Below are 25,958 nucleotides of genomic sequence, written 5' to 3' on the forward strand. Positions count from 1 at the left end.
GTGTGGACCACTCTGTCCCTCACAACTCCTCGAGGAAGTCTCGAACGAGGGGAACGAGGTCCGAACCGAACTCCTCTTGCACGTAGTGGCCGACGCCGTAGAGCCGAACCGTCGAGGAGTCTTCGAACAACCCTTCGAACGTCCGGAGTTCCGCCGGCCGGAACGCCCCGTCGTCCATCCCCCAGATGAGGCGCGCCGGGATGTCTGCGATGTGGTCGCGACGCTCCCAGAGCGACGAGAGCCACGCCTGTGACCCGACGATGGCCTGCGGGAAGACGCCGGTTCCGGTTCGGTCGCCCTGATTCGCCATCCGGTACTGCTCGCGCGCGGCCTTCGTGAATTTCGAGCGGTCGGCGAACCCCATCGGCATCACGACGCGGGTGAACAGGTCGTAGCGCTCGCAGAGTTCGCGCCCGATTCGACCGCCGAGGAGGCGTGAGAACCGCGCGAAGTGCGGGTCGTCGGTCACCGGCCACATCCACGTGTTCATCACGACGACGCCGGCGACGTTCTTGGGGTGGTCGAGAGCGTACGAGAGACCGATTGGTCCACCCCAGTCTTGCACGACGAGGACCACGTCTTCGAGGCCGAGTTCGTCGACGAACTCCTCGACGACGGCGGCGTGGTCCTCCGGCCGGTAGGAGAAGTCTGACGGACGCTCCGAGAGACCGAACCCGAGGTAGTCGAGGGCGACACAGCGATACTCGTCACGCAGGCCGCGAACGAGATGGCGATAGAGGAACGACCACGTCGGGTTCCCGTGGAGCATCAGGAGCGTCGCCTTCCCGCCGTCTGCCGGCCCTTCGTCGACGTAGTGGACTGCACCGGCGGAGAGGCCGAGACACTTCGATTCGAACGGGTACGCCGAGCGGTCGACCCACTCCGACCCCGTGTGGGCCGCCGAGATGGACTCGTCGAGCGCGCTCGTGCTGAGAGAGGTCATAGGCGAACTACGCGCGCTGTCGGCATAAGTCGGGGCGGCAGAGAATACTGGGAACGCCGGGTAGGACGCTTTAACGCCTCATTTACGCGCTTCTCCCCGACTGAGACACGACGACCGGAGACACTCGACCAGCGACTTACTCTTCTTGGGCGCGGTGTTCGTCGAGTGCCTCGTCGATGCTCAACTCACCGCCGGCGACTCGGCGCGCGAGAGGGTCGTCTATCGCCCGGTTGTCTTCGGACACCTCCCGGGAGCGAGCTTTGATTCGCTGGAGTTCTCCCGCAGTCGGTTCTATCTCCCGGGATTCGATTCGCTCACCGCTCATCCGGGCGATGTTGACCGCCGCGAGGACGTCACCCATCCCACGCGCGCCGGACCCGAGATACGGCGTCGTCCCTGTCTCGTCGACGAGTTCGACTGCGACGCCCTCGAGTTCGTTGATGAGTTTCGCCCCTTGCAGACGGGCACCGTCGCCGATGCGAACGACTGGGTCGACGGCGTCCTGTGTCTCGCGCCGAATGACGTCGACTGCGTCCGCGAGGGGGACGTGGAACGCAGCGACGACAGTCTGCCCCGAGAGCACCGCGATTCCGGGCCGTGTTCCCGGGTCGACACCGACGATTGTCTGGCCGCCACCGCCGCGGAGCGTCGCGAGGGCTTCGTCGACGGCGCGACGCGCGTCGTCGCCAGTCGCGGTCACGCGCGCGACGTGCTGGTCTGAATCGACGTCGTCGTCCGGACTCGTGATGAGGACGCGGGCCTGCTCGGGGAGCGAGTCGCCCGGTTCGATGGTGGTAAACGTGACTCCGCGACTTCGTAGTTCAGCCACGGCTTCGTGGTACAGTTCGAAGTCCGCGGTGGCGACGACTATCACGAGTGGGGGTTAGCGGTGGTGACGAATAAATCGTGTTGCGTCGGGTGGAAGTCGACCATCGCCGTGTTGCGCCGGTCGACGGTCCGCCGCCGGGTGGACCGAGGACTTTTTCGGTCGGTGGCGCGCACTTCCGTCCGTGACAGAGCCAGTCTCCACCGGATGTACCTCGCTCGACGACCTGCTCGACGGTGGGTTCGAACGCGGCACCGTCACGCAAGTGTACGGACCACCGGCCGCAGGGAAGACGAACGTCGCTCTCTCGGCGGCGGTCAACGTCGCCGCCGCGGGCGGGACCGTCGTCTACATCGACACCGAGGGGTTGTCCGTCGACCGCTTCCAGCAACTCGCCGAAGCGGCCGCCCCCACCGACGTGGAGACTGTGACCTCGCGATTGATGATAAGCGAGGCCTACGACTTCGAAGACCAGGAAGAGGCCGTCCGCGACGCCGAGGAGTTCGTCGAACAGGCGGACCTCATCGTCGTCGACTCCGCGACGGGCTTTTATCGACTCGAACGGACGGCCGAGGGCGACGGCGGTGAATCACTCCGGCGCGTCGCGCGACAGGTGACGCACCTCCTCTCACTCGCTCGGAAACACGATTTGGCCGTCGTCTTGACGAATCAGGTCTACTCCGACCCCGAAACCGACCGAACACGCGCCCTCGGTGGACACACGCTCGAACACTGGACCGGGACCGTGCTTCGACTCGACCGCTTCCGCGGTGGCAACCGACGAGCGACACTCGAAAAACATCGGGCCAAACCGGCCGGTGAGACGGCGACGTTCAAGATAACAGACCGCGGCCTCGCCAGCACCGAATTCTGAGAAAAGAGGTCGACGGGGGTGGGCCCGTGCCACCCCGGAGTGCGTTGCTTACAGTTCGTTCAGCTTGCGCAGCAGTTGGCCGCGGTAGCGCTCGTCTGCTTCGAAGCCTTTCACTTCGAGGACGTTGCGCTCGAGTTTGTCCAGCGCGACGTGGAACGCGTGTTCAGAGCCGTAGCCCTCGCCGCTGCCGGCCAGTTGTCCGTGGCTGGTGCGGAGGCGAATCTGGCACTGGATGAGGGGCGTGCCGCGGAGTTTCTCTTTGTGTTCGTGGAAGCGAACGTGGGCGTGGTGGACGTTCATCCGCTGGTACTTGTCTGCCACCTCGGTGATGGCCGAGACGATGTCGGTGCGGTCGAGCGTCTCAAGCAGGCCGATGTTCGTGACCTGCACGTCCATGTGCTCTTCTTCGGTGAACGTGAGTGCGCGGAGCACGTCGGTCTTGGTCAGCACGCCGAGGACTTCGCCGTCGTCGTCTTCGGGGGTGACGATGAGGCCAGCGATGTCGTTTTCGAGCATGCGAGCGACTGCGTCACGCACGCTCTCTCCGGGCGTCGCGGTGAGCGCGGGACTCGTCATCAGGTCGTAGACCGGAAGGTCGAGCATCCGGTCGGTGTCGCCGCGACGGTCCTGCTTGCCCTGTCGCCCCTCGTCGCGAACCATGAACTCGACGAGGTCGTAGGTGGTCAGCACGCCAGCGAGGCGCCCGTCACCGTCGACGACCGGAAGGCGCGAGATGCCGTGTTCGCGGAGTCGGTTGATAGCCTGTCCGAGGTGGTCGCGTTCGCCGATGGTGACCACGTCGTTGGTGTAGATTTGCTCGACGGTCAGCGCGTCGAGGTTCTCGAGGACGGCTTCGAGGATGCCGTTCTGCGTGATGATGCCGTACTGCGTCGCGCCCTCGTAGACGGGGGCGACTTTGGTGTCTCCCTCGACGAGCATGCGTGCGACTTCGCGCACGTCCTCGTGTCGGTCGATTTTCGGGACCGCTTTCGTCAGCGCAGCGGCTTTCGTGTTGTCTTCGACGTGCGAGTTGATGAGTTGCTTCTCACCGATGACACCCGCGTAGTCGCCGTCTTCCACGACGATGATGCCCTTAGGGTTTTCCCGCTCGAAGATAGAGCGGACTTTGCCTAATCGCTCGTTAACGTCGACCTCGATGAAATCAGGAGTGGCGATATCAGCAATATCCATAATACATCTTGATATACAACGTGTCCTCTCTTGAAACTTCGTCCCGTTTCCACCCCACAAGAACCACCGAAATCGCAAGGCGCCGGCGAGTCTGAACGGTCGAATTCTGACGACTGACGGCCTGTGTGTATCGTTACCACACTCTCGGTGGTTGAAAGATGATTGTCGAGAGACACTCTCGTCGGACAACCACTACGCTGGTCGTGCGCGCCGACGACCGACCCCCGGCAATTTTGGTCCGATAACGAACGTAAAACCGCATCTGCTCCGAACGAACGTTCTCCTAATTCGGAAGGTAGGACTGTCATAACTCCGGAAATTCAGATATCTAGTCGCTCCATACTTACACGCTTTCCGACCGTTCAAGTTTTCAAGAGTATGGCGACTCCTGACAAGAACACCCAGACCGACCGCCACGGAGGCGAGGAATCGTACCGAGCAGATGGCTCGGGGCGCACCGAACTGGTCCCGACGACGGGGCCTGACGCGATGGCCGCGCGTGCGAAGGAGCTTCCAGTTCCAGCAACGGCCCGCATCGAGTACGGCCCCGGCGACATCGGCTCCGAAGCCGAGCACTCCGACACAGAAGAGGGAGAGACGCCGGAGACGCTCCGCGAGGCGGTGCTCCGCGAGGTCAAAGCCTTCTTCGCCGACGTCGACGACGAGACGGCGTTCGCGCCGGCCCCGTCGGACGAATTCATCGAAGAGAACTTCTTCGACTTCTCGTTCCTCGAGGGGGTCGAAGACGTCGAACACTACTGGGTGAACAAGCCCTTCGCGTTCGTCTCGATTCTCTACGACCACGAGCAGCGAGAGCACAGATACCACGTGAGCGAACCCATCCTCGACCCCTTCGAGACGTTCGTCCGCGACGACCTGACGAAGATTCTTCGCAACAGCCTGCTGTACCGTGACCTCGACCACGACGGCGACCGCGAAGACGTGTTCGACGACGAGGCACGCGACATCATCTCCGAACACGCTGCGACGGTCGAAGACGGGTCTCTCTGGAAGTTGTTCTACTTCTTACTCCGCGACTTCATCCACTTCGGCCGTATCGACCCCGTGATGCGCGACCCGGGAATCGAGGACATCTCCTGCGACGGTGACGGCGTCCCGGTGTACATCTTCCACGGCGTCTACCGAGACATGCCGACGAACGTCGTCTTCGACGACGGTGACCTCTCGTCGTACACCATCCGCCTCGCGCAACGCGCGGGCAAGCAGGTGACTGTCTCCGACCCACTCGTCGACGCCAGCCTCCCCGATGGTTCTCGCGTGCAGTTGACGCTCGGGTCCGACGTGGCGACCCGGGGGTCGAACTTCACCATCCGCAAGTTCGCGGACGAACCACTCTCGCCGGTCGACCTGGTGCGCTGGAACACCTTCAGCGTCGAGCAGATGGCCTACTTCTGGTTGGCCATCGAGAACAACCGTTCTCTCATCTTCGCCGGCGGAACGGGATCCGGAAAGACCACCTCGATGAACGCGGTGTCGTTCTTCGTCCCCGGTCACGCGAAGGTGGTCTCCATCGAGGACACCCGCGAGATTACTCTGCCCCACGAAAACTGGATTCAGTCGGTCACGCGCGACACGTTCACGGCCGATGGCCGCGGCGAGGTGTCGATGTACGCACTGTTGCAGGCCGCCCTGCGCCAGCGCCCCGAGTACCTCCTCGTCGGTGAGATTCGGACGGAAGAACGCGTCGCGCTGACGTTCTTCCACTCGATTGCGACGGGCCACACCGCGTACACGACGTTCCACGCGGACTCCTCTGAAGGGGTCGTCCACCGCATGCGGAACGAACCACTCGGTGTGCCCTCGCAGATGCTGTCGGACCTCGACATCATCTCCGTCCAGAAGCAGATTCACCTCGACGGCGACCGGACGCGCCGCAACATCGCCGTCACCGAAATCGTCGGCGTCGACGACGACGGCGAAGTCGAACTCCGCGACGTGTTCGAGCGAAATCCGACCAACGACGCACACGAACGGGTCGGCGAGTCGAAGATTCTCGACGAAATCGCAGCAGAGCGTGGGTGGACCCAGGCTGAACTCCAGTACGAACTCGACGTTCGTGCCGACGTCCTCCGCTACATCGCCGCACAGGGAATCGAGGACTACCGTGCCGTGTCGGCGATGATTCGGCGGTTCGAACGTGACCGTGAGAGCCTCCTCGCCCACGTCTACGCAGAAACCTCGCTCGCGACTGTCGAATCCGACGAAGACGACGCCCCGGGCGGTGACGCTGTCGAATCTGACGCTGGCGAACCGCTGGACGACGTCGAACTCGCCGAAGAAGCAGAGGAGATTCTCTCGGACCTGTTCGACATCGAAGTCGGCGGCCCCGAAGACGATGACGCCGCCGCCGAATCTCCCGAGGCAGACGACACGACGGCCGACCACACGTCCGAGGAAGACGCCGAGGCGTCTGCTGATGACGACGTGACCGACGAGACCGATTCGGAGGCCGACGATGCCCGCTGATTCCCCCTCTTCGGTCCCCCTGCCCGACTACGAAGTCGAGCAGTACTTCCCACGCGAGCACTTCGACGACTCGCCCGAAGACGTTCGTCGCCTCCGCGAGCGCTACGGATACGTTCGTACGTACTTCAAGCGCCACCCCGCGGGGCACCGTGACCTCCAGCGCTGGCTGAACCAGACGCGTATCGGGATGACCTACGACGTCTACCTCACGCAGTCGGTGAAGATGGCGCTCGTCGCCGCGGCACTCGGGTCGCTCCTCGGCCTCGCTGTGACGCTCGTCCTCACCCAGATGGGTGTGCTGGCGAACGCGTCGAGTCCGGTGCGAGTCGGCGTCGGGTACAACCTCGTCGCGCTGTTGCTCCCGTACAAAGTCTTCATCCTCGGGACGTTCCTCGTACTCCTGCTCGGCGGCCTCTCCGGTGCTGGGACGTACTACGCGCGGTACTACATGCCACGGAGTCGTGCCGAGATGCGCGGCCGCAGCGTCGACGTCCTGCTCCCGCACGCAATCGTCTACATGTACGCCCTCAGCCACGGTGGGATGAGCTTCCTCGAAGTCATCCGCTCTGTGGCCGACGCGCCCGACTACGGCGAGGTGTCTCGCGAGTTCGAGATGATAGACCGCGACATGGAACTGTTCGGGAACGACCTGTTCACGGCGCTCCGAAACGCGCGGAACTTGACTCCCTCTATCAACTTCGAGCAGTTCCTCGACGACCTACTTTCGGTCCTCGACTCCGGTGGCGACGTCACCGCGTTCTTGGACCGCGAGTCGTCGACCTACCTCGAAGAAGCGCGTGACGAGCAAGAGGACTTCATCGAGACGCTCTCGATGCTCTCCGAGGTGTTCGTCGCGGCGTTCGTCGCCGCACCACTGCTGCTCATCGTCACCCTGATGGTCATCAGTTTCCTCGGCGGCAACACGCTCGTCCAACTGTACGCGCTGAACTACCTCATCTTCCCGCTGGGGATGGCGTTGTTCTTGCTCCTCATCGACGTGCTGTCGGCCCCGTACACACAGGACACGGTCCGAACGAAACACGACACCACTGTCGTCGAAGAGATTTGGGCGACCCTTCGAGAGTTCGCCGCCGTCGTTCGGCGTGAAATCGAACGCGCCCGTGAGGAACGCTGGGGCGATTCCGGCGAGACTGCGTCCACCGGTGTCGCGTCTGACGGAGGCGTCGTCGACGCTCGGTTCGACCACTACCGACGTGAGAACGTCGTCAGCAACCTCCGCGAACTCGTCGGCGACCCGGTCGATATCATGCGCCGCCAGCCCTACCTCTCGGCGTTCGTCACGGTTCCCATCGCACTCGTCGCGCCCATCGCCGCCGTCGTCCTCGGCCTCGCGACGCCGAGCATCGACGCGATGCTGGCCGACCCGTACAACACGACTGTCTGGTTGGTCGTCCTCCCGTTCGCCATCGTCGCCATCCCACTCACCGTGTTCCACGAACTGCGAACCCGCCGCGAGCGAACCCTCGAACGGCGCTTCCCCGACACGCTCAACCTGCTGTCGAGTGCGAACCAGATGGGTATCCCGCTCGTCGAAGCCCTTGCGCTCGTCTCGCGGTGGTCGAGTGGCGCACTCGCAGACGAACTGCGCGCGCTCCGCAACGACATCCGCTGGAACTACGACGCCCACACGGCGCTCATGGCCTTCGCCAGTCGCCTCGGCGTCCCGCAACTCTCGCGGGTCATCCGCCTCATCGCCAGCGGTGGCCGGACGAGCGGTGACCTCTCGCGGGTCCTCAGCGTCGCCGCCGAAGACACGCGGAATCGGTACAAACTGGAGAAGTCCCGCCGTCGCGCGATGGGGTCGTACATCGCCATCGTCGTGATGGGATACCTCGTGTACCTGTTCGTCATCCTGATGCTGGGCGCGAGTTACCTCGCCCCCCTCGCCGAGATGACCGCTCCAACGACGGCGTCGAACGGGCAGGAACTCCCCATCGGAATCGCGTCCGTCCCGCTCGCCAACTTCCACGTGGTGTTCTTCCACTCCGCGCTCATCCAGGCGGTCGGTAGTGGGCTCCTCGCCGGGAAATTGGCCGACAACAGTGCTCTCAGTGGCCTCAAGTACGCCCTCGGACTGTCCGCGCTGGCGCTCGTCGCCTTCGCATTGGTGTAAACCCATGACTCAGAAACAACCCTCCAAACACACACATTCGCCACTCAGGCACGTCTCGCGCGGGCTCGCCGCACGCTTCGGACCGGGTCGCTCGCACCTTCGACCCGACCAGCGAGGCGCATCGGCCATCCTCGGCACGATGTTCGCGTTCGCGCTCGTCGTCTCCGTCGTCGCCATGGTGCAGGTCTCGGCCGTTCCCGCGTGGAACCAACAGACCGAATTCGAGCACCTGACCGAAGTCGAACGCGACTTTGGGGCGCTCGACGAGAGCGTCGCTGCCGCATCGATGGGGACGCAAAGCCGCGCCTCTGTCGAGGCCGGCGTCAACTACCCCACCCGTGCGTTGTTCCTCTCGCCGGCGGGAGGTGCTGGCACCGTCCGAACGACTGCCCCAGCGACTGCGACGGTTTCGAACGCCGTCGCCACGACGAGTGGGACCGCCGAGCACTGGGACGGCACGGACAAGACGTTCGACGCTCAGTCACTCACCTTCCAGCCCAACTACGAGTACCTCCAGTCGAGCCCTGTGTTCACGCACGAAGGGGTCGCCCAGTACACGGCGTACTCTGTTGGGGCGAACCAGTCGGAAGTCGGCGCGACGCAGTCGCTCGTCGACGGGAACAGAATCTCGCTGGTGCTCCTCGAAGGTAACATCGACACCGCATCCGGCGAGGCGATGACGCTCGGCGTCACCCCGCTCAGCGCGGGGACTGACTACATCACGGTGACCGATGGCGACGGACCAATCAGTATCTCCGTCCCGACCCACCTCTCGAACGAGACGTGGCACGAACTCCTCGAAGACGAACCGAACGTGCTGTCCATCTCGTACGACGACAGCGTCGACCCACACGTGGTGACGGTGACGCTCGTCCCCGGAAAGGAGTACGACCTCCACATCGCCCGTGTTGGCATCGATACGCAAGGAACCTTGCAGGACCCGGTCTACATCGTCGACATCGCCGGTGACGACGCTGTCGTCCCTCCCGGTGCGACCCACCGAGCAGTCGTCGAGGTCCGTGACGCACAGAACAACCCCGTTCCAAACGCTGTCGTTCGCGTGAACGACGCTGGAACTGACGGTGACGTTCGGGCGCGCGACGGTGACAGCACCAAGACCAGAACTGACGCGAACGGTCGCGCTACGTTCCTCTACCACGCACCCGACAGCATCTCGAGTCTCTTCGGTGACGACGGGACGAACGGCATCGTCGAAGACCAATTCGACGTCGAGGTTCTCGACGAGAACCTGACCACTGTCGATAGGGTCACCTTCGACATCGAACTCCGCGAAGGGAGTTCGTCCACGACTCGTCGCGGCCTCGTCGCGGCCGTCGACGATCCCGGATTCGCCTACGACGATAAGAACAGGAATGGGCTGTACGACGGCGCAGACACGAAGGTTCTGCCTAAGACTTCTGGGCCACACGGTTCGGACATCACCTATAAGGCAACAGACGGTGTGCTTGTCGTGCCACCCAGCGTTGGAACCATCAACACGAGCGGCTCGATAGAATTCGTCGGAAAGGGTGTTTCCCTCCACACCGACGCGGTGTCGACCGGTGGGAACATCAAAGTCGACGGCGGCAGCGACAAAGTGAACGCTATCGGGGTGAGTCTCACTGCAACTGGTGGTGACGTCACCGTCGAGACGACGGACAGTACCGTCGACATCACCGGTGCTTCGCTCTCTGCGGACGGTGAGGTGACTATCGACGGCAAACGCGGCGTCGACCTCGCGAGTGCCGGGGTGACGAGCTACGAAACCGGTGGAAACAAGGGTATCAAAATCCACTCCGACGGCTTCGTCGACGGACTGAACGCAGACCTCTCGAGCCAGAAGGACATTTACGTCGATGGCGAGCAAGGTCTCAGCTTCGCTGGCGCAGGTCTCTCGACCGCGCAGTCCTCGTCGATGATGGAACTCGTCTCGAACAGCGGGGGTGCGAACCTCGATGGTATCGTTGCGCTCGCCGACGGACACATCAGCGTGTCCACGGACAGTGGTATTTCCCTCGTCGGCGCAAACGTCGCGTCGACGAAAGGACAGTCCATCAAACTCGTCTCGGATAACGGGAAGATTTCCGGAAGAGAGGCCGCAATCGTCACGAGCGGGAACACTGGACACGTCACGATCAAAGCTCCGACATCGTACATCAGCCTTCGCCACTCAAACATCGAAGGCGGTGGTAACGTCGTCATCGAGGCAGGGACGTCCATCGACCTGACCGGTGCGTCCTACCCGGCCGACGCCGATATCGACCCAGACCCGGTGGAGGAATAGGAGGACCAGACATGTCATTCCACGCTCTGTTCACCCGACCGTTCGACCGAACTGACCGCGGCGTGTCCGAAATTCTCGGACTCCTCTTCGCGTTCGGACTGGTCGTCTCGGTCATCGCAGTCGTTCAACTGGCTGGGACGCCCGTGTGGACCGCGGGCGACGAAGCAGACCACCAGCACCGCGTGCAGACCGACCTCACGAGTCTCGATGGAGCAGTGTTCCGGACCGCCGGCATAGACCCAACCGGTAGCGTGGCCGTCGAGACGGACACGACGTACCCAGAACGATACCTGGTCGTCTCGCCACCCGAGGCGACTGGCACGTTCACGACGACTGACAGCGGTACGGTGACGCTCAGTAACGTCACTGCAGTCGGCAACGAAGCGGCGTATTGGAACAATTCGACTCACGTGTTCGGCAACGCGACGACGCTCGTCTACAGCCCCGACTACACCGAGCGCGAGTCACAATCGCTCGTCATCGAATCCGGCGTGTCGTACCTCGATGCCGACGGTGAGACCGTCGTTCATCGTCAGTCGCTCGTCCACGGAACGACCGTGACGCTCGTCGTCCTCGAAGGCGACCTCGACGGACACACGACCGCTGGTGAAACCATCAAACTCTCAGCTGTCTCCGTCCGGAGCGAACCACTTCCAGTCGTCGACGACGGGACGCCGATTCGGATTTCGGTCCCGACTCGCCTCGACGAGTCGGACTGGTCTGACCTCCTCGCCAGCGAACCATACGCCGCTGTGGTTACCGGTGACCCCGATGGCGACCCGTCCACGGTCACCATCGAACTCGTCTCGGGGAAGACGTACGACCTCCGTATCGCGCGCATCAGCGTCGGCACGGCAGTCGAACCGACGCCCGCGACGTACCTCGTCACTGACTCAGGTGACTACGAGTCGGTCCCAGTGAACGGAAGCCAGACGCTCGTCGTCCGTGTCTTCGACGAGTACGGGGCCCCTGTCGCCGGCGAGGAGGTCGACTTCACTACGACGACCCCGCTCGGTGGGAACGTCACACCACTCGATGGTCCGGTGGCCGTCACTGACGAATCGGGCCGTGCGTACCTCTCGTATCGGGCACCGAGTGACGTCGTCCACATCAAGCGTGACACGGTCGACGTCAGCCTTCCCAACTCGAGTGCGCCAGGTAATACGACGACTATCCCTCTCGAAGTTAGAGGGTCGACCGAACCTGCTCGGTTCACGATTAGTGGTGGAAGCGTCGTCGCAGAGACGGACTTCGGTGGTGACTTCGACGTGATTGGCAGCGCCATCAAAGACGGAGATGGGAACGATATTCCAGTCGATATCACACTCAAGGTCGGCGGAAAATCGCATCAACCGTGGGCCAACATCAACGACGGCCAGAACCACACGTTCGCTGCCGTAGGTGCAGATAGCGATGCTATCTCTATCACTGCCAAGGCGGAATTCGACGGTGGGTTCACCGTTCGGTCTCACGACACTGATGACTCGGACCAGGTTCTCGTTCTCCGCGACGGTGACGACGTCCCCACGGTGGAAGGGTACAATGGTCAGGAGGACGCTGCGGAGTTCCTCGAACCGTACATCGGTGACGATGGTTCCATCACCCTTGACGACAATCAGGCAATCTTCCTGTTCGAACTCGGGACGACAGACGAGACCAGTCCGGCGTTCGACAGACAAGACGCCGTCATCCTCGTGACGCTCTGGAACACCGAGTGAGTCGAACGCGGGGCTACTAGCCCCTCACACGACCAGCACAGAGTTAACAAACCCCACACCGTACCACCCGGCCATGGCGTTCGACCCAGACCGCGTGTCGACTGTTACGTTCGACTCCTACTCAACCCTCGTCGACGTGGATGCCGCCGAGAAGGCACTGGCAGACCGCGTCGATGACCCAGAGCCCGTCTCGAAACTGTGGCGCGCCCGGTCGCTCGAATACACGTTCGTCGGAAACCACGTCGACGAGTATCGACCCTTCTACGAGGTGAACCGTGCAGCGCTTCAGTACGCATTGGACGCCCACGGCGTAGACGTTTCAGCGACCGAGCGCGACGAGATTCTCGCCGTCTACCACGAACTCGACGTGTTCGACGACGTGCGAGAGTCCATCGAACGACTCCGGGACGCAGGGTACGCCTGCTTCGTCGTCTCGAACGGCAACCCCGAGATGCTGGATTCGATGGTGGACCACGCGAACATCCGTGACCTCCTCGACGGCATCGTCAGCGCCGACGAAGTCGAGGTGTTCAAACCAGACGCGGAACTCTACCGCCACGCCGCCGCCAGAACCGGCACTGCAATCGACGAGATTGCCCACGTGACCGCCGCGTGGTTCGACGTGATGGGTGCGCAACACGCGGGAATGCAAGGGGTGTGGGCCAACCGGAAGGACAACCCGTGGGAACCGTTCGGCCCCCAACCCGACCTTACCGTTCCAGGGATTGCGGAGTTCGTCGACGAACTCGGCGTGTAAGTGTCTGTCAGTTGTTTGTCCTCTCTCCCAAGAGAGGTTCGTGACAATCAGTAACAAGACTATTCGTGTCGGAGAGGGAATGTGTTTACATGGAAAAGCGGCGAGTCAAAGGCGGGTTCTTCGCAGTCGTCGGGTTCGTCCTCTCACCGCTGTCGTGGTGGAACGACCTCGTCGTCAACCTTCCACTGGCGTACGCGTTCGGTATCGTTGTCGCCCTCTTCTCGCGGGAGTTGTTCCTCCCGGGCGTCATCGCGGGATACTGGTTGACGAACGTGGCCGGATTCGTCTTACTCCACAAGGGTGCAATCGACATCGTCTCGGGCGAACCAGAACCGTATACGACCCGCAGTTTCGCCAAGGACTTCCTCATCTCCGTCGGGTATACGGTGCTCGTCGTCCTCCTCGTGAACTTCGGTATCTTGACCGTCCCCGACGAAATTTTGTCTGCACTCGGACTGTAACCCAACGACTCCAGTCCGACAGGATTGGCGACCTGGTTCAGTCGTCACTGTCAGGAATCGAGACGCAGTGAAAAAATCGGCTGCAACGTGTCTGTGCCTCTCGCGTGGACAGACCGGTGCAGTTTCGTATCTACGTGGTTAGGCTTCGGCCGAACCGCCCGACTCTGTCTGGGTTCCCTCTGCTGGTCCGCCCGACTCAGTCTGGGTTTCTTCTTCGGCTGGCGTTTCTTCTTCAGTTGGCGTCTCGTCTTCAGTCGGGGTGTCTTCTTCAGCTGGCGTCTCGCCGTCGACGATGGTTATCTCTGCAGTGTCGGTCACTGGTTCACCGTCCGCGGTGTATGGTCCATCTTCTGCACCATCAGACGTGATGAAGTCGAGTTCTTGGTTGTCGTTGGTGTCGAGGTGCGGCATCGCAGTCAGCGTGGCATCTTCTGTCAGCGGTTCATCTAGCCGCACCGTGACATCTGTTTGGTCTCCCGCTTCAAGATACTCGGACGCTCCGATCACAGACCCATCTTCAGCGTGGATTGCGATGAATCCGCCATCAGAGAGCGACACACTCGACACAGACACTACAGTTCCATCCGACTCTTGGTCGTCGATCGAGATGGTTGCAGTCGGTTCTTCGGTTGGCGTTTCAGTCTCGTTTGTCGGAGTCTCGGTCTCGTTAGTTGGCGTTTCAGTCTCGTTAGTTGGCGTTTCAGTCTCGTTAGTTGGCGTTTCAGTCTCAGTTGTTGGCGTCTCGGTCTCGTTGTCGGTTGGTTCCTCAGCTTCGATGGTCACTTCTGCATCGTCAGTGACGGGCTCTCCGTCCACCGTGTACGGACCATCATCGGTTCCGTTCGACGTGAGGAAGTCGAGGACCTGGTTGTCGTTGGTATCTTGATGCGCCTGCGCGGTGAGTGTCGCATCCTCGGTCAACGGTTCGGCGAGGTCCACCGTCACGTTCGACTGGTCGCCGGGTTCGAGGTACTCAGTCGCTCCGAGGACCGACCCGTTCTCGTCGAGAATCGCGATGTACCCCCCTTCGAGCAGAGAGGCGTTCGCAACTGTCACCGAGTTTCCGTCGGTCGTCTGGTCGTCGAACTCGATAGTTGCCGGCTGTTCACTGCTCACAGTGAGGGTGGTCACTTCACCCATGTCGCGCGTTTCGACACCGTGGATGTAGGTACCCTCTTCGAGGCCTTCTGTATCGACTTCGAAGGTAATCGTCTCAGTCTCGTTCGGGTTCAGTGCCCATCCTCTCCGCTCGACGACGTCACCTTCGAGGCGGAACTCGACGCACTGAACGAGTGGTGCGTCGTTCGGGTTCGTGATGTCCGCCGTCACCGTCACCGTCTCACCGGGTTGCACCGACGATGGTGCAGAGAGGTCACTCACGTCGTACGATTCGAACGACTCGTTTACCGGATATGGACACTGTCCCGTCTGTTGTTGTTGTTGAACCTGTGCGTACTGCGCTCCGACTGCCTGTGTGCTTGGCCCACCGACCGCCTGTGTTGTTCCAGCAGGGGCGGCGAAGCCGACACCTGTCGCCGCCACTGTGACGAGTGCGGCGACGGCAAGTATCCCTGCGATGTGTGTTCGGATATTCATGTGTCTGCGATGACAACGTACCGAATCGACCGACAAAAGGTGACGAGATTGTTTCAGTAATCCGTTGACGTGACTATCAATTTACGTGACTGTATTATGAGGTTAGTCTGTCTTTGAGGCCGGTCTGGGTGGTTGATTTCGGCGAATTCGAGATAGTTCAGTCCCCACGATTGTTTTCTTCTGACTGTTTCAGTTAACTGTCAAAGAATTGTTTCACTATCGGAAGTTGATAGTCTGTCGTCTCCGTTTTGAGACTGTCCTGACAATTAGATGGATGCGTTTTGGAGACTGTTCTGTTGGTGTTGCTGTGTCTGGGTTATTGGGGCAGATTCGAACTCTGGTGGGGGACTGGAAGGAGTCCGCTGACTCCCGTCTTGCTTCGCTTGGCGAGGATGCCGACCTGCTCCTTCGTTTGCGTCGAGAGAAGTGATGGGTTGGGGCAGATTCGAACTGCCGACCTGCTCCGTGTGAAGGAGCCGTCATAACCTGGCTAGACCACCAACCCGGCTACGAACGTTCGTTCCCTGCGCCACCAATTAAGACTTACGTTGTGCCGCAATTACGGGGACCGCACCGACCCATTCAGGGACTGGTTCGGCCAACGCGGCGTCGAACCTTCCCGGCCGCTTCTCTGCTGCGAGTCGCTGCACGGCGTGCTTCGTATTCGACGCGCTCGCGACGCGTCTGTGGTCCGACTTCTTCTTCCTCGGCTTCGGGTTCACGGCCTAAGCGCTCCATAAGCTGGTGGCGGAACGGTTCTGTCTCTTCGTCGATTCCTGCGTAGAGGTGCTCGAACCCCCGTCGGAAGTAGTACCGTGCGTCGGTGAAGTGTCGGTTCATGACCTCAGATAGTCTCGGGAACGAGAAAACAATTATGTTAGTTGATACCGAATGTCACATCTCTGCGAACGAGCGACACTTTTTTGTAATTCTTAGGCGTACCTAAAACACGGGCAAATCGGCTACGTCCGTAGTCGGAGCCCCGTCTTGCGTCTGTCCTTCCGGGACGGTAGAACCGTGGGCACGTTTCGCCCGTCCTGGAATTCCCACGACTTCGAGCCACTGGTTCGTCGCGAGCCTCACCGCTGGAGGCGCGAAGGCCCTGTCTTGGCGCTCTCGTCATCGGTCGTACACCCCACAACTCGTGGTCGATATCTCCCCGGCCGCGACGAGGTGTGAGCAACACGCCTCGACGCGAACCGGGTGTGTGCCGACTCGTGCAGCGAGGTCGGTGACGTGTAATGGTCCGTGGCGTTCGAGCACGGCGAGGACGTCTGTCTCCAGTTTCGTGGCCTCAGTCCGCACCTTGTGGCTCCCACCACGGACAGTCGGTACATCGGTCGATTCCTGTCACAGTCGAGGTTCCCTCGCCGCACTCGGGACACGGTGGTCGTGTTCGCATACGAATCCGGTCGGGCGGCAGTCGATAGGAATGGGTACCCAACCATAGTCGGGTTCGGGTCCCGAACCATCGGTGGATGGTGGGGAACGCGCTCCCCTCCTTCACCGAGACCAGGCCGTCAGTACGTCGGCGAATCTTCTCGGACACCGTCGCGTTTGTTGACCAACCGAGCGAAGACGAACAGTGCGTCCGACAGTCGATTGAGGTAGGCGACGACTTCGGTGTTGACTGGCTCCTCTGCTGCGAGTGAGACCACTCGCCGTTCGCCACGCCGGGAGACTGCACGGGCATGGTGAAGTTTGGCCCCCGTCTCACTCCCGCCGGGAAGGATGAACGACGTAAGCGGGTCGAGTTCCGACTCTGCGTCGTCTATCCACGCTTCGAGGTCGTCCACGTGTTCGGCCCGAATCTGCGGGTCGTCTTCGTCTGGGTCAGGGTTCGCGAGGTCCGCTTGCACGATGTGGAGGTGGTTCTGCACCGCTTCGAGAACCTCGTCCACGTCGTCGTACCCCGTCGGCCGGACGGTTCCGACGAGTGCGTTCACTTCGTCGACCGTTCCGTACGCTTCGATTCTGCTGCTCGTCTTCGACACACGGGTCATGTCCCGCAGGTCGGTCATTCCCTCGTCGCCGCGGCCTGTGTATATCTTCATCGTGCGAGTGTGTTCTCGATGTACTGGCTGATGTTTTCACTCTCGTTCATCGTCACGCCGCGTTCCTCGTCGACGAGGACGGGGACGACACGCTGGCCGCTCACCCGTTTCACCTCGTCGCGGTCGGAGTGAAGCGGTTCGACCCAGTGTGTCTCGTACTCGATGTCGGCGTCCGTGAGGGCGTCGTGGACCCGTTCACAGAACGGACACCCATCGAGCGCATACAGAACGATTCCCATACCCCGTCGTTAGGAGCGACCGAGCAAAGAGATTTGGACACCGGACGGTGTGTCATCCTCCGTCGACCACTCTAATTTTGATACGTCTAAATTCAAACTTAGAGCAATACATCTATATGTTTGCTCCAGCCTATACCAGATAGTAATGACCAACGAATCTCGTTTCGAACGAGAACGAGCGGTACCTCGACGGCGCGTACTCGCCGCCGGAACCGGTCTCGTGACTGCTGGCCTCGCCGGATGTCTCGGCGGAACTGGCGGTGCTTCAGAGAGTGATTCGAACTCGAACGCTATCGAATCTGACGACGGTCCCGTCGTCGTCGCGTCTTTCTTCAGTTTCTACGATTTCGCGCGAAAGGTTGCGAAGGACACGCCAGTGACGCTGAAGAACTTGATTCCCACGGGCCTCCACGGCCACGGGTGGGAACCCGACGCGAGTGTCACCCGCGACATCATCGAGGCGGACGCCTTCGTCCACGTCGGCGAGGACTTCCAACCGTGGGCCGACCGTGCGATTCAGACACTGAAAGACGACGACGTGGACACGCAACTCATCAACGTCCGCGAGGGCGTCGAACTCGTCGAACTCGCCGCCAGTCTCGACAGAGACGAAGAGGGCGTCGGCGAAGGCCGCGGAAGGGACCCCCACTTTTGGCTCGACCCCCGGCGCGCGAAGACCGCTGTGGACAACATCACCGAAGGCCTCGTCGAACTCGCACCCGAGTACGAAGACACCTTCCGCGACAACGCCGCGACGTACAAGACCGAGGTTCTCGACCGAATCGACCGCGACTACCAGCGTATCTTCGACGAAGCGGACCGGAAGGTGGTCCAGTTGGCCGCTCACAACGCGTTCCAGTACATCGGTGTGCGCTACGGCGTCGAGATGCGCCCGCTCGTCGTCAACCTCGCGGCCAGTGGCGACGTGAAACCCTCGGACATCACCGAGGCGAAGCGTGTCATCGACGAGAACGACATCAAGTACATCGGTGCCGGCGTCTTCGAGACGCGAAAGCCGGCAAAGCAGTTGATTGCCGAGACGGACGTCGAAGCCTACTACCCAGTGACTCCCTACGCGGGCGTCCGCGAAGACTGGGTCGAGAACGACTGGGGCTACGAGGAAATCGCCTACAACATCAACATGCCGACGTTCGAAGTCGTCCTCGGGAACAAGACGCCCGACGAAGTCGGCTACGACGGGTGGGGCGACGAGTGGAGGAACTTCGAATGAGCACGATGACCGCTTCCGATCGGGGGTCCGAAGGGCGTACTGCGTCGCAGTCCGACGAGGCAGTCGTCGAACTCTCGAACGTCGAATTCGGCTACACCGCGAGCCCTGTCGTCGAAGACATCTCACTCCGCATCGACCCCGGCGAGTACGTCGCCGTCGTCGGACCGAACGGGTCTGGGAAGTCGACGCTGATGAAACTCATGCTCGGCCTCCTCCGACCCGACGAGGGAACCGCGACCCTGTTCGGCGAACCGTCGCACGTCTTCGACGACGGTGCACGAATCGGCTACGTCGCCCAGCACGCGAGTGCCTCCAAAGAGATGCCCATCACGGTGCGCGAAGTCGTGCGCATGGGCCGGTTCCCACACGTCGGGTTCGGCCGCCTCTCTGCCGAAGACGACCGAATCGTCGACGACGCCCTCGAAACCGTCGGCATGACGGCGTTCGCCAACCGGCGCGTGACGAAACTCTCCGGTGGGCAGCGCCAACGAGCGTTCATCGCACGGGCACTCGCGAGTGAAGCAGACCTGCTCGTGCTGGACGAACCGACGGTCGGTGTGGACGCAGAATCGGTCGACGCCTTCTACGACCTGCTCGAATCGCTCAACGAGTCGGGCATCACCATCCTGCTCATCGAACACGACCTGAGCGCAGTCACCGAACACGCAGACCGGGTCGTCTGTCTCAACCGTGAGATATACTTCGACGGCCCGACCGAGGAGTTCGTCGAGAGCGACGCACTCGCTCGGGCGTTCGGGACGGCAGCGACCTTCTTGGGAGGGAACTGATGACCGCAGCCCTCCTCGTTCCGCTCCAAGCAGGCCTCTTGGACACGCTCCTCGCGCCGATGTACGGTATCCTCGAGTTCTGGTACTGGTTGTTGACCCAACTGTACTACCTGACTGGCCTCGAACTCATCAGCCCGCAGTACAAGTTCATGCACCGTGCCATCCTCGTCGGCCTCTGCATCGGCGTCATGGCCCCTCTCATCGGGACGTTCCTCGTCCACCGACAACTCGCGCTCATCGGTGACGCCCTCGCGCACACAGCATTCGCCGGTGTCGCCGTCGGATTATTCCTCAACGGCGTACTGAGCCTCGGCGTCTCGCCGTACCTGACCGCCGTCGTCGTTGCGGTCATCGCCGCACTCCTCATCGAACTCATCTCAGAGGCGACGGACGCCTACAACGACGTGTCGATGGCTATCGTCCTCTCGACGGGGTTCGCACTCGGGACGGTGCTCATCAGCCTCAACGCCGGTGGTCTCGCGGTCGGCATCAACCAGTACCTCTTCGGGAACCTCTCGACCGTCTCGGCGGAGAATGCGGCGATTCTCCTCGTGCTCTTCGCTATCATCGTCGGGACCATCGCACTCACACGCAACCAACTCCTCTACGTCACCTTCGACGAGACGGCGGCGGCAGTCTCCGGTCTCTCGGTTACGTGGTACAACCGCGTGATGGTCATGCTGACCGCACTCGTCGTCGTCGGTGCGATGCAGATTATGGGCGTCATCCTCGTCGCCGCGATGCTCGTCGTGCCCGTCGCCGGTGCGGCACAGGTCTCACGGAGTTTCTCCGAGTCGCTCCTCGTCTCCGTCGTCCTCGCCGAACTCGCCGTCCTCCTCGGTATCGGCCTGTCCTACTACGGCGAGGCGACGGCGGGCGGCGTCATCGTCCTCGTCGCAGTCGGCATCTACGTCGTCTCCGTCGCTATCGGAAAAGTCCAGGCGCGCGTCCGTGAGGACACGGCACCAGAACTCGGGAGCATCGATGCAGGCGACGCCGGCGACGCGTAGCCAATTGTTAGAGCGAGACGGTGACAGTCTCGTCGACTCCGGAGAGCCCCGAAGTAGTGAGCGTCGCCTCACGCCGGCCGGTCTTTTCGACTTCGATGCACGCTTTGAACGAAGTCTTCATCCCGGCGACGACGCTGCTCACGCTCGCGCCGATGTCGCTACTCGTGTCGAGGGCACAGACACCGATTCCGTCACCACGTCGGAGTTCCGACAGGAAGTTCGAGTTCAGCAGTCGGTAGACCGAGCGTACGTCGTCAGCCTCCGCACAGATGGTCGAACAGAGGTAGATACCTGTCCGGAATCGAGGTGTCTGCTGCTGTGTCTCTGAGAGGTGCATCGAGAGGTTCATTCCGAGTTTCGTGAGGTCCCCAAGGTCGTCTATCGTGTCGATGTCGGTCCCGCTGGCACCGGTTCCGGTCAACACGGAGGACCGAGACCCGGCCCCGCGGACGGCCCGGTTGAGGGCGCGCTGGACGCCTCGCCCGCTCTCGTCCGTCGCGACAACGACGCTCCGTTCGTCCTCTTCTGCGGCGACGAGGCGGTAGAAGACGGACTTGAGTGCGTCCGAGTCGTCACCGACGAGCAAGATGCTCGTCCCACTATCTATCGCGTCGAGTCCCATCGAGTCGGCGGTGAACGATTCCGAAGAACCGAGACTCATTGGACTGCCTCCATGGTTCGCATTCCACGCGCACCCTGTCTGAGTTCCAGAATCTCCATCGCCGTCTCGGCGAACTGCTGGAGTTCGTGTCGCTCTTCGGCGTCGTACGTGCGCACTTCGTGGTCGATGAGACACACCTGCCCGATGACGTGGCCGTCATTGGTCGTCATGTTCGCGCCCGCGTACGAGCGGATGCCGAGGTTCGCGAGGTGAGGGTTCTCGCTAAACCGCTTGTCTTCGTTGAGGTCTTCGACGACCATCACGTCCTCTTGCAACATGCTGTGGGTGCAGATGGTCTCTTCACGCGTGAGTCGGTCCCAGTCGCCGCCGTGACACGAGAGGATGTTCTCTTCGTCCGCTTCGACCAGACCGATGAACGCGATGGCCGTGTCGAAGTGACTCGCTATCAAATCTGTGAGTCGGTCGAAACTCTCCTCGATAGGGAGGTCGTCGATGTCGTACTGTGCGAGTGCGTCCAGTCGTTCCTGCTCGTCGTCCGGTTTCAGGAAACTGACCTGCGCGCTGTGGTTGATGACGTCGTCGACGACGAACGTCAATCGGTCGTACGCGTCGGGTAAGTCGCGGTTGATGTACTCTAAGAGCACCTCCTCGAACGATGCCGTGTCGATTTCTCCCGGCGACACGTCGGTGAACAGCACACACGGTGTCTGCGGTGCGGTCTGTCTAATTGCCTGCGCGATTTCGAGTCCACTCCCACCGTCGAGTTCGTATCCCGTAACCACACAGACGACGGCCCGTTCGTCCAGTATCGTTCGGGCATCTTCGACAGACGTCGCTTCGACTGCCTCGAACGTCTCTTCGGCATCTATGGCGGCCGACACCTCGTCAATTCGGTCCGCTGTATCGACGCACAAAATTGTCCGACTCATTGTTCACTCGAAAATTAGTGAATGCGTGTAAAGTTCTATGCGCCAAATTATCACCCTCGATATTCAGGCTGTTTAAGCCGTCTATGGGTTGGTCTGCGAAGACCTTCTGTCGAACCCTTCGACGGATGGCGACAGCGACTCTGAGCGCTCGCTTTTTGCACACTCGCAGATTCTATATCGCGTTATGTAGTTTACGACGGTAGAATACGGGTCCTCAGCCTGTACGCGCGACCAGCCACGAACCAATATCTTCAACAACGACCACGACGGATTCGCTCTCATGAGCGACCTCGAAATCGAACGCGAATGCCCGGTCTGTGGCAACGACACGTTCTACCTCGCCGCGAGCATGCAGGTCCACCTCGGGAAGAAGACCAAGTGGCACTGTACGAACTGCGACTACGGTTACATCCACATCACGGACGACGTGGAGACCTACGCGAAGGCCGAAGCGTAAGAAAAATCGAGTTTCGTTATTCTTCGTCGCCGAGCGACTGCCAGGAGAGTCGCGGGTTGCGTGCCGCGGACACCTGGTCGATACGTCGAGCACTCGTCTTCGAGGGCGCGGTTTCCAGCGCCTCGTCGGAGTCGGCGTACGCGGCGTTGAACGCGTGTGCCAGGTCGTCGAGTGACGCTTTGTCCTCGACTTCCGTGGGTTCCGTGAGCATCGCCTCGGGGACGAGTTCGGGCCACTTCGTCGTCGGCGGGTGGACGCCGTAATCGAGCATCCGCTTCGCCACGTCTGCGGCGTCGCGGTCACCCGACGTGGCCGCGAACTCGTGGTGGAACGGTCCGTACGGCACGTCGAGGTCGATTTGCGAGGCGAGGTAGTTCGCGTTCAGCACGGCCTTCGCGCTGGCGTCTGCGAGGCCTTCGTCGCCGAGACGGGCGATGTAGGCGTACGCCTTCACGAGCACCAACCAGTTGCCGGCGAACCCGTGGACTTTCCCGATGGACGATTCGGGTTCGTACTGTTCGTACCCTGCTGCCGTCTCGCGGACCATCGGACTCGGGAGATACTCGGCGAGTTCGTCGACGACACCGACCGGGCCAGCACCCGGGCCACCGCCGCCGTGGGGCGTCGCGAACGTCTTGTGGACGTTGTAGTGCATGATGTCGAAGCCCATGTCGCCGGGTCGGGCGCGTCCGAGGAGTGCGTTGAAGTTCGCACCGTCGTAGTAGAGCAGTCCGCCTGCCTCGTGGACCATGTCCGCAATTTCGACGATATCGCGTTCGAACAACCCGAGCGTGTTCGGGTTCGTGAGCATGAGCGCGGCCGTCTCCTCGGAGATGGCGGCGTCGAGCGCTTCGATGTCGACACGGCCGTCCTCGTCGGACGGGAGTTCGACCACGTCGTACCCCGCCATCGCGGCGGACGCGAAGTTCGTTCCGTGGGCGGACGCCGGGATGATGATCTCCGAGCGGTCGTCGTCACGGGCCTCGTGGTACGCCTTCGCGATGAGGATGCCGGTGAATTCACCTGCGGCACCGGCCGGCGGTTGGAGCGTCACCGCGTCCATGCCGCCGATGTCGGCGAGGTACTCCTGCAGGCCGTGGAGTAAACCGAGCGTCCCCTGAACCGTTCGGTCAGACCGGTCGGGATGGACTGCCGCGCGCGGGTCGCCAGCGACGTCCTCGGTGAACGATGGGTTGTACTTCATCGTACACGACCCCAGCGGGTACGGACCCAGTTCGACGCTGTAGTTCATCTGCGATAGGCGGGTGTAGTGCCGCGCCAGTTGGGGTTCTGAGAGTGCCGGCAGTGTGAGTTCGTCACGCGTCAGGTCGTCGGGGAGGACGCCGTCGGCGTCGACTTCGACGGTGGTGCTGTCCTTTTCGGACAGGAGCGGTTCGTACACGTCGTCACGGCTGAATCGGGCTTGGTCGAAGTTCATCAGGCTACCTCCTCGAAGGCCGCGACGAATTCGTCTGCGGCGTCGGCGTTCGCCTCGGTGATACAGACCTGGATGTGGTGGTCGTCGAGTGCGTGGACCGCGAACCCGCGACCTGCGAGGTCGTTCGTAATCGCCGGTGCGGGTTGGTCTGTGTAGACGACGAACTCACGGAAGTGGTGCCGGTCGTGGACCGGGGCCTTCACGCCCGAGAGGTCGTCCAGACGCTGAGCGAGGGCACGTGCCTCGGTGACGGCGTCTTTCGCGATGCCGACGAGGCGGTCCGGACCCAGCCACGCGATGTGCATGGCGGTTCGGAGCGCCACCCACGCCTGATTCGTACAGATGTTCGACGTGGCCCGCTCTTTGCGGATGTGCTGTTCGCGGGTCTGGAGCGTCAGCGTGAACGCTCGCATGTCTTCGGAATCTTCGGAGACGCCGACGAGGCGGCCCGGAACCTGTCTGAGGTACTCTTCACGAGTCGCGAAGATACCGAGGCCCATGCCGTAGGCCGACCCGATGCCGAGTGCGCCTGCTTCGCCGACGACGACGTCGGCACCGACGCTCGCGGGTTCTTGCAGGAGCGAGAGGGCGACCACGTCGCTTCCGAGACAGAACAGCGCGTCGTTCTCGTGGGCGATGTCGCCGATATCGGCGAGTCGCTCTTCGATGACGCCGCGGACGGTCGGACTCTCGGCGTAGACCATCACCGTCTCGTCGTCGACGAGGTCAGAGAGGGCGTCGACGTCGACAGCGCCATCGTCCATCGGGTACTCGCCGATTTCCATGTCTGCGCCGTCGAGGTAGTTTTCGAGGACGCCCAATCGGCCTTCGTGCAAGTGCTCGGGGACCAGCACGCGGTGTCCGCTCGCACCGCGTCGGAGGCGGTTCGCGAGCAGTGCGGCCTCGGCGAGGGCCGTCGCAGCGTCGTACATCGAGCAGTTCGCCACCGGAAGGCCGGTCAGTTCGACCAGCATCGACTGGTACTCGAAGAGGACTTGCAGGAAGCCCTGCGCAATCTCCGGTTGGTACTGCGTGTAGGACGTGAGGAACTCCGAGCGACGCGAGAGGTCGTCGACCAGTGCCGGCACGTAGTGGGCGTGGTGGCCGCGGCCGAGGAACTCGGTCAACTCCTCGTTGCGGGCGAAGAGGTCCGCGAGCGACTGTCTGAGTTCTCGCTCGTCGGTCGAGTCGATACCGAACTCGTCGTCGAAGCGCACGTCGGCCGGGATGTCGAAGAGGTCTTCGACGGAGTCGACACCGATGGCGTCGAGCATCGCGGCCTCGTCAGCGTCTGTGTGAGGGGCGTACGGGCTTCCGACCCGCCGTCCGTTTCCAGCCGTCATCTCACTCCGTCTGCTCGCGGTACTCCTCGGGAGAGAGGAGGTCGTCGAACTCGCTTTCGTCCGCGGGTTCGAGTTCGAGCATCCACCCGTCGCCGTACGGGTCGTCGTTGACGAGTTCGGGCGCGTCGAAGAGGTCTTCGTTGACGGCGACGACCGTGCCCGAAATCGGGGCGTAGAGGTCGGAGACCGCCTTGATGCTCTCGACGACGCCGAATTCGTCGCCGGCGGCGAGTTCGTCACCCTCGGTGGGGAGTTCGACGAACACCACGTCGCCCAGTTCGTCCTGAGCGAAGTCGGAGATGCCGACACGGACGGTGTCGCCGTCGGTGGTAGTCCATTCGTGCGATTCGAGGTACTTCTTGTCGTCGGGAATTTCGAACATTATCGGTCGATAAAGGGTGGTGTGACTATCTCTGCGCGCTTTTCTCTGCCGCGGACGAGGACGTGCAGGACGGTCCCCTCCTCCGCGTACTCGGTCGGAACGTAGCCGAGGCCGATGGGTTCCGACAGTGTCGGACTCATCGTCCCACTGGTCACCACGCCCACGACGTCGCCGTCCTCGGTGGCGATGTCGTA

General features: G+C 62.0%; 25 protein-coding genes and 1 tRNA gene. 11 read left to right on the plus strand and 15 right to left on the minus strand.

Features of this window, described 5'->3' with window-relative positions:
- Positions 1–19: 19 nt before the first annotated feature.
- A complete protein-coding gene (locus AUR66_RS06910) occupies positions 20–943 on the minus strand; it encodes an alpha/beta fold hydrolase (protein WP_058571739.1) in 924 nt (307 codons plus the stop codon).
- Positions 944–1,079: 136 nt separating this feature from the next.
- Positions 1,080–1,817 carry a hypothetical protein gene (locus tag AUR66_RS06915; protein WP_058571740.1) on the minus strand — a complete coding sequence of 246 codons (738 nt, stop codon included), beginning with the start codon at positions 1,815–1,817 and terminating at the stop codon, positions 1,080–1,082.
- A 136-nt stretch (positions 1,818–1,953) separates the two neighbouring features.
- Here AUR66_RS06915 and radB point away from each other — a divergent pair, with 136 nt between their 5' ends.
- Positions 1,954–2,643, plus strand: a complete 690-nt coding sequence (gene radB / locus AUR66_RS06920) for a DNA repair and recombination protein RadB (protein WP_058571741.1) — start codon at positions 1,954–1,956, stop codon at positions 2,641–2,643.
- Positions 2,644–2,691: 48 nt separating this feature from the next.
- Here the strand turns inward: radB and AUR66_RS06925 are convergent, their stop codons facing one another.
- Positions 2,692–3,834 (minus strand): CBS domain-containing protein, encoded by a 1,143-nt coding sequence (locus AUR66_RS06925; RefSeq protein WP_058571742.1) that lies wholly within the window; start codon positions 3,832–3,834, stop codon positions 2,692–2,694.
- Positions 3,835–4,212: 378 nt separating this feature from the next.
- On the opposite strand from AUR66_RS06925, the gene AUR66_RS06930 reads away from it, so the two are divergent.
- The 6 genes from AUR66_RS06930 (at position 4,213) to AUR66_RS06955 (ending at position 13,675) form a co-directional block, all read left to right on the plus strand.
- On the plus strand, positions 4,213–6,321 hold the full coding sequence (locus AUR66_RS06930; protein ID WP_058571743.1) for a type II/IV secretion system ATPase subunit: 2,109 nt from the start codon (positions 4,213–4,215) through the stop codon (positions 6,319–6,321).
- Entirely contained in the window at positions 6,311–8,455 is a 2,145-nt protein-coding gene (locus AUR66_RS06935) for a type II secretion system F family protein (RefSeq protein WP_058571744.1), read from the plus strand. Before AUR66_RS06930 ends, AUR66_RS06935 begins: the two co-directional genes overlap by 11 nt.
- A 4-nt stretch (positions 8,456–8,459) precedes the next feature.
- Positions 8,460–10,739: a hemagglutinin repeat-containing protein gene (locus AUR66_RS06940; protein ID WP_058571745.1), complete on the plus strand. Its 2,280-nt coding sequence runs from the start codon at positions 8,460–8,462 to the stop codon at positions 10,737–10,739.
- Between the two features lie 11 nt (positions 10,740–10,750).
- Complete coding sequence (locus AUR66_RS06945; protein WP_058571746.1) at positions 10,751–12,457, plus strand: hypothetical protein; 1,707 nt, start codon at positions 10,751–10,753, stop codon at positions 12,455–12,457.
- Between the two features lie 73 nt (positions 12,458–12,530).
- Positions 12,531–13,214, plus strand: coding sequence for a haloacid dehalogenase type II (locus AUR66_RS06950; protein ID WP_058571747.1), 684 nt, complete (start codon positions 12,531–12,533; stop codon positions 13,212–13,214).
- A gap of 89 nt (positions 13,215–13,303) precedes the next feature.
- Positions 13,304–13,675: a hypothetical protein gene (locus tag AUR66_RS06955; protein WP_058571748.1), complete on the plus strand. Its 372-nt coding sequence runs from the start codon at positions 13,304–13,306 to the stop codon at positions 13,673–13,675.
- A 138-nt stretch (positions 13,676–13,813) separates the two neighbouring features.
- On the opposite strand, the gene AUR66_RS22560 is transcribed toward AUR66_RS06955, so the two are convergent.
- The 6 genes from AUR66_RS22560 to AUR66_RS06985 form a co-directional block, all read right to left on the minus strand.
- Positions 13,814–15,271, minus strand: a complete 1,458-nt coding sequence (locus tag AUR66_RS22560; RefSeq protein WP_058571749.1) for a DUF7282 domain-containing protein — start codon at positions 15,269–15,271, stop codon at positions 13,814–13,816.
- Between the two features lie 430 nt (positions 15,272–15,701).
- A tRNA-Val gene (locus AUR66_RS06965) sits at positions 15,702–15,776 on the minus strand.
- Positions 15,777–15,853: 77 nt separating this feature from the next.
- Complete coding sequence (locus AUR66_RS06970; protein WP_058571750.1) at positions 15,854–16,111, minus strand: hypothetical protein; 258 nt, start codon at positions 16,109–16,111, stop codon at positions 15,854–15,856.
- Positions 16,112–16,390: 279 nt separating this feature from the next.
- Positions 16,391–16,576: a MarR family transcriptional regulator gene (locus AUR66_RS06975; protein WP_058571751.1), complete on the minus strand. Its 186-nt coding sequence runs from the start codon at positions 16,574–16,576 to the stop codon at positions 16,391–16,393.
- A gap of 215 nt (positions 16,577–16,791) precedes the next feature.
- Positions 16,792–17,325: a cob(I)yrinic acid a,c-diamide adenosyltransferase gene (locus AUR66_RS06980; protein ID WP_058571752.1), complete on the minus strand. Its 534-nt coding sequence runs from the start codon at positions 17,323–17,325 to the stop codon at positions 16,792–16,794.
- Entirely contained in the window at positions 17,322–17,564 is a 243-nt protein-coding gene (locus AUR66_RS06985; RefSeq protein WP_058571753.1) for a glutaredoxin family protein, read from the minus strand. Before AUR66_RS06985 ends, AUR66_RS06980 begins: the two co-directional genes overlap by 4 nt.
- 145 nt (positions 17,565–17,709) lie before the next feature.
- Between AUR66_RS06985 and AUR66_RS06990 the strand changes: the two genes are divergently transcribed.
- Genes AUR66_RS06990 through AUR66_RS07000 form a run of 3 tightly spaced genes read left to right on the plus strand, consistent with a single transcriptional unit; the run spans position 17,710 to position 20,593 of the window.
- Positions 17,710–18,795, plus strand: a complete 1,086-nt coding sequence (locus tag AUR66_RS06990; RefSeq protein ID WP_058571754.1) for a metal ABC transporter substrate-binding protein — start codon at positions 17,710–17,712, stop codon at positions 18,793–18,795.
- A gap of 5 nt (positions 18,796–18,800) precedes the next feature.
- Entirely contained in the window at positions 18,801–19,583 is a 783-nt protein-coding gene (locus AUR66_RS06995) for a metal ABC transporter ATP-binding protein (RefSeq protein WP_231727790.1), read from the plus strand.
- Positions 19,583–20,593, plus strand: a complete 1,011-nt coding sequence (locus AUR66_RS07000) for a metal ABC transporter permease (RefSeq protein WP_058571756.1) — start codon at positions 19,583–19,585, stop codon at positions 20,591–20,593. The genes AUR66_RS06995 and AUR66_RS07000 overlap by 1 nt, the downstream gene beginning before the upstream one ends.
- Before the next feature lie 7 nt (positions 20,594–20,600).
- Here AUR66_RS07000 and AUR66_RS07005 read toward each other — a convergent pair whose 3' ends face one another.
- Both AUR66_RS07005 and AUR66_RS07010 read right to left on the minus strand, forming a co-directional pair.
- Positions 20,601–21,254: a DUF7504 family protein gene (locus AUR66_RS07005; protein ID WP_058571757.1), complete on the minus strand. Its 654-nt coding sequence runs from the start codon at positions 21,252–21,254 to the stop codon at positions 20,601–20,603.
- Positions 21,251–22,144 (minus strand): GAF domain-containing protein, encoded by an 894-nt coding sequence (locus tag AUR66_RS07010; protein ID WP_058571758.1) that lies wholly within the window; start codon positions 22,142–22,144, stop codon positions 21,251–21,253. Before AUR66_RS07010 ends, AUR66_RS07005 begins: the two co-directional genes overlap by 4 nt.
- Positions 22,145–22,424: 280 nt before the next feature.
- Between AUR66_RS07010 and AUR66_RS21835 the strand changes: the two genes are divergently transcribed.
- On the plus strand, positions 22,425–22,601 hold the full coding sequence (locus AUR66_RS21835; protein ID WP_197409697.1) for a DUF7838 family putative zinc beta-ribbon protein: 177 nt from the start codon (positions 22,425–22,427) through the stop codon (positions 22,599–22,601).
- 16 nt (positions 22,602–22,617) lie between these two features.
- Here AUR66_RS21835 and gcvPB read toward each other — a convergent pair whose 3' ends face one another.
- The 4 genes from gcvPB to AUR66_RS07030 all read right to left on the minus strand — a co-directional run.
- The gene (gene gcvPB / locus AUR66_RS07015) at positions 22,618–24,039 is read right to left on the minus strand and encodes an aminomethyl-transferring glycine dehydrogenase subunit GcvPB (RefSeq protein WP_058571759.1); all 1,422 of its coding nucleotides are present in this window, start codon (positions 24,037–24,039) and stop codon (positions 22,618–22,620) included.
- Positions 24,039–25,382, minus strand: coding sequence for an aminomethyl-transferring glycine dehydrogenase subunit GcvPA (gene gcvPA / locus AUR66_RS07020; protein WP_058571760.1), 1,344 nt, complete (start codon positions 25,380–25,382; stop codon positions 24,039–24,041). The genes gcvPB and gcvPA overlap by 1 nt, the downstream gene beginning before the upstream one ends.
- 1 nt (position 25,383) lies before the next feature.
- A complete protein-coding gene (gcvH, locus tag AUR66_RS07025; RefSeq protein ID WP_058571761.1) occupies positions 25,384–25,764 on the minus strand; it encodes a glycine cleavage system protein GcvH in 381 nt (126 codons plus the stop codon).
- Positions 25,764–25,958: glycine cleavage T C-terminal barrel domain-containing protein (locus AUR66_RS07030; RefSeq protein WP_331456986.1), on the minus strand; the 195-nt coding region annotated here is incomplete at its 5' end. The genes AUR66_RS07030 and gcvH, both read right to left, overlap by 1 nt.

Source organism: Haloferax profundi (genome assembly GCF_001469865.1).
Taxonomy (GTDB): domain Archaea; phylum Halobacteriota; class Halobacteria; order Halobacteriales; family Haloferacaceae; genus Haloferax; species Haloferax profundi.

Coding starts and splice junctions, on each gene's coding strand:
- AUR66_RS06970 (WP_058571750.1), bottom strand. CDS start 16,111: ATGAACCGACACTTCACCGACGCACGGTACTACTTCCGACGGGGGTTC.
- AUR66_RS06925 (WP_058571742.1), bottom strand. CDS start 3,834: ATGGATATTGCTGATATCGCCACTCCTGATTTCATCGAGGTCGACGTT.
- AUR66_RS06950 (WP_058571747.1), top strand. CDS start 12,531: ATGGCGTTCGACCCAGACCGCGTGTCGACTGTTACGTTCGACTCCTAC.
- AUR66_RS07005 (WP_058571757.1), bottom strand. CDS start 21,254: ATGAGTCTCGGTTCTTCGGAATCGTTCACCGCCGACTCGATGGGACTC.
- AUR66_RS06955 (WP_058571748.1), top strand. CDS start 13,304: ATGGAAAAGCGGCGAGTCAAAGGCGGGTTCTTCGCAGTCGTCGGGTTC.
- AUR66_RS06985 (WP_058571753.1), bottom strand. CDS start 17,564: ATGGGAATCGTTCTGTATGCGCTCGATGGGTGTCCGTTCTGTGAACGG.
- AUR66_RS06930 (WP_058571743.1), top strand. CDS start 4,213: ATGGCGACTCCTGACAAGAACACCCAGACCGACCGCCACGGAGGCGAG.
- gcvPA (WP_058571760.1), bottom strand. CDS start 25,382: ATGACGGCTGGAAACGGACGGCGGGTCGGAAGCCCGTACGCCCCTCAC.
- AUR66_RS06935 (WP_058571744.1), top strand. CDS start 6,311: ATGCCCGCTGATTCCCCCTCTTCGGTCCCCCTGCCCGACTACGAAGTC.
- AUR66_RS06995 (WP_231727790.1), top strand. CDS start 18,801: ATGACCGCTTCCGATCGGGGGTCCGAAGGGCGTACTGCGTCGCAGTCC.
- AUR66_RS06910 (WP_058571739.1), bottom strand. CDS start 943: ATGACCTCTCTCAGCACGAGCGCGCTCGACGAGTCCATCTCGGCGGCC.
- AUR66_RS21835 (WP_197409697.1), top strand. CDS start 22,425: ATGAGCGACCTCGAAATCGAACGCGAATGCCCGGTCTGTGGCAACGAC.
- AUR66_RS06940 (WP_058571745.1), top strand. CDS start 8,460: ATGACTCAGAAACAACCCTCCAAACACACACATTCGCCACTCAGGCAC.
- AUR66_RS07010 (WP_058571758.1), bottom strand. CDS start 22,144: ATGAGTCGGACAATTTTGTGCGTCGATACAGCGGACCGAATTGACGAG.
- gcvH (WP_058571761.1), bottom strand. CDS start 25,764: ATGTTCGAAATTCCCGACGACAAGAAGTACCTCGAATCGCACGAATGG.
- AUR66_RS06980 (WP_058571752.1), bottom strand. CDS start 17,325: ATGAAGATATACACAGGCCGCGGCGACGAGGGAATGACCGACCTGCGG.
- AUR66_RS06990 (WP_058571754.1), top strand. CDS start 17,710: ATGACCAACGAATCTCGTTTCGAACGAGAACGAGCGGTACCTCGACGG.
- AUR66_RS07000 (WP_058571756.1), top strand. CDS start 19,583: ATGACCGCAGCCCTCCTCGTTCCGCTCCAAGCAGGCCTCTTGGACACG.
- AUR66_RS22560 (WP_058571749.1), bottom strand. CDS start 15,271: ATGAATATCCGAACACACATCGCAGGGATACTTGCCGTCGCCGCACTC.
- AUR66_RS06945 (WP_058571746.1), top strand. CDS start 10,751: ATGTCATTCCACGCTCTGTTCACCCGACCGTTCGACCGAACTGACCGC.
- gcvPB (WP_058571759.1), bottom strand. CDS start 24,039: ATGAACTTCGACCAAGCCCGATTCAGCCGTGACGACGTGTACGAACCG.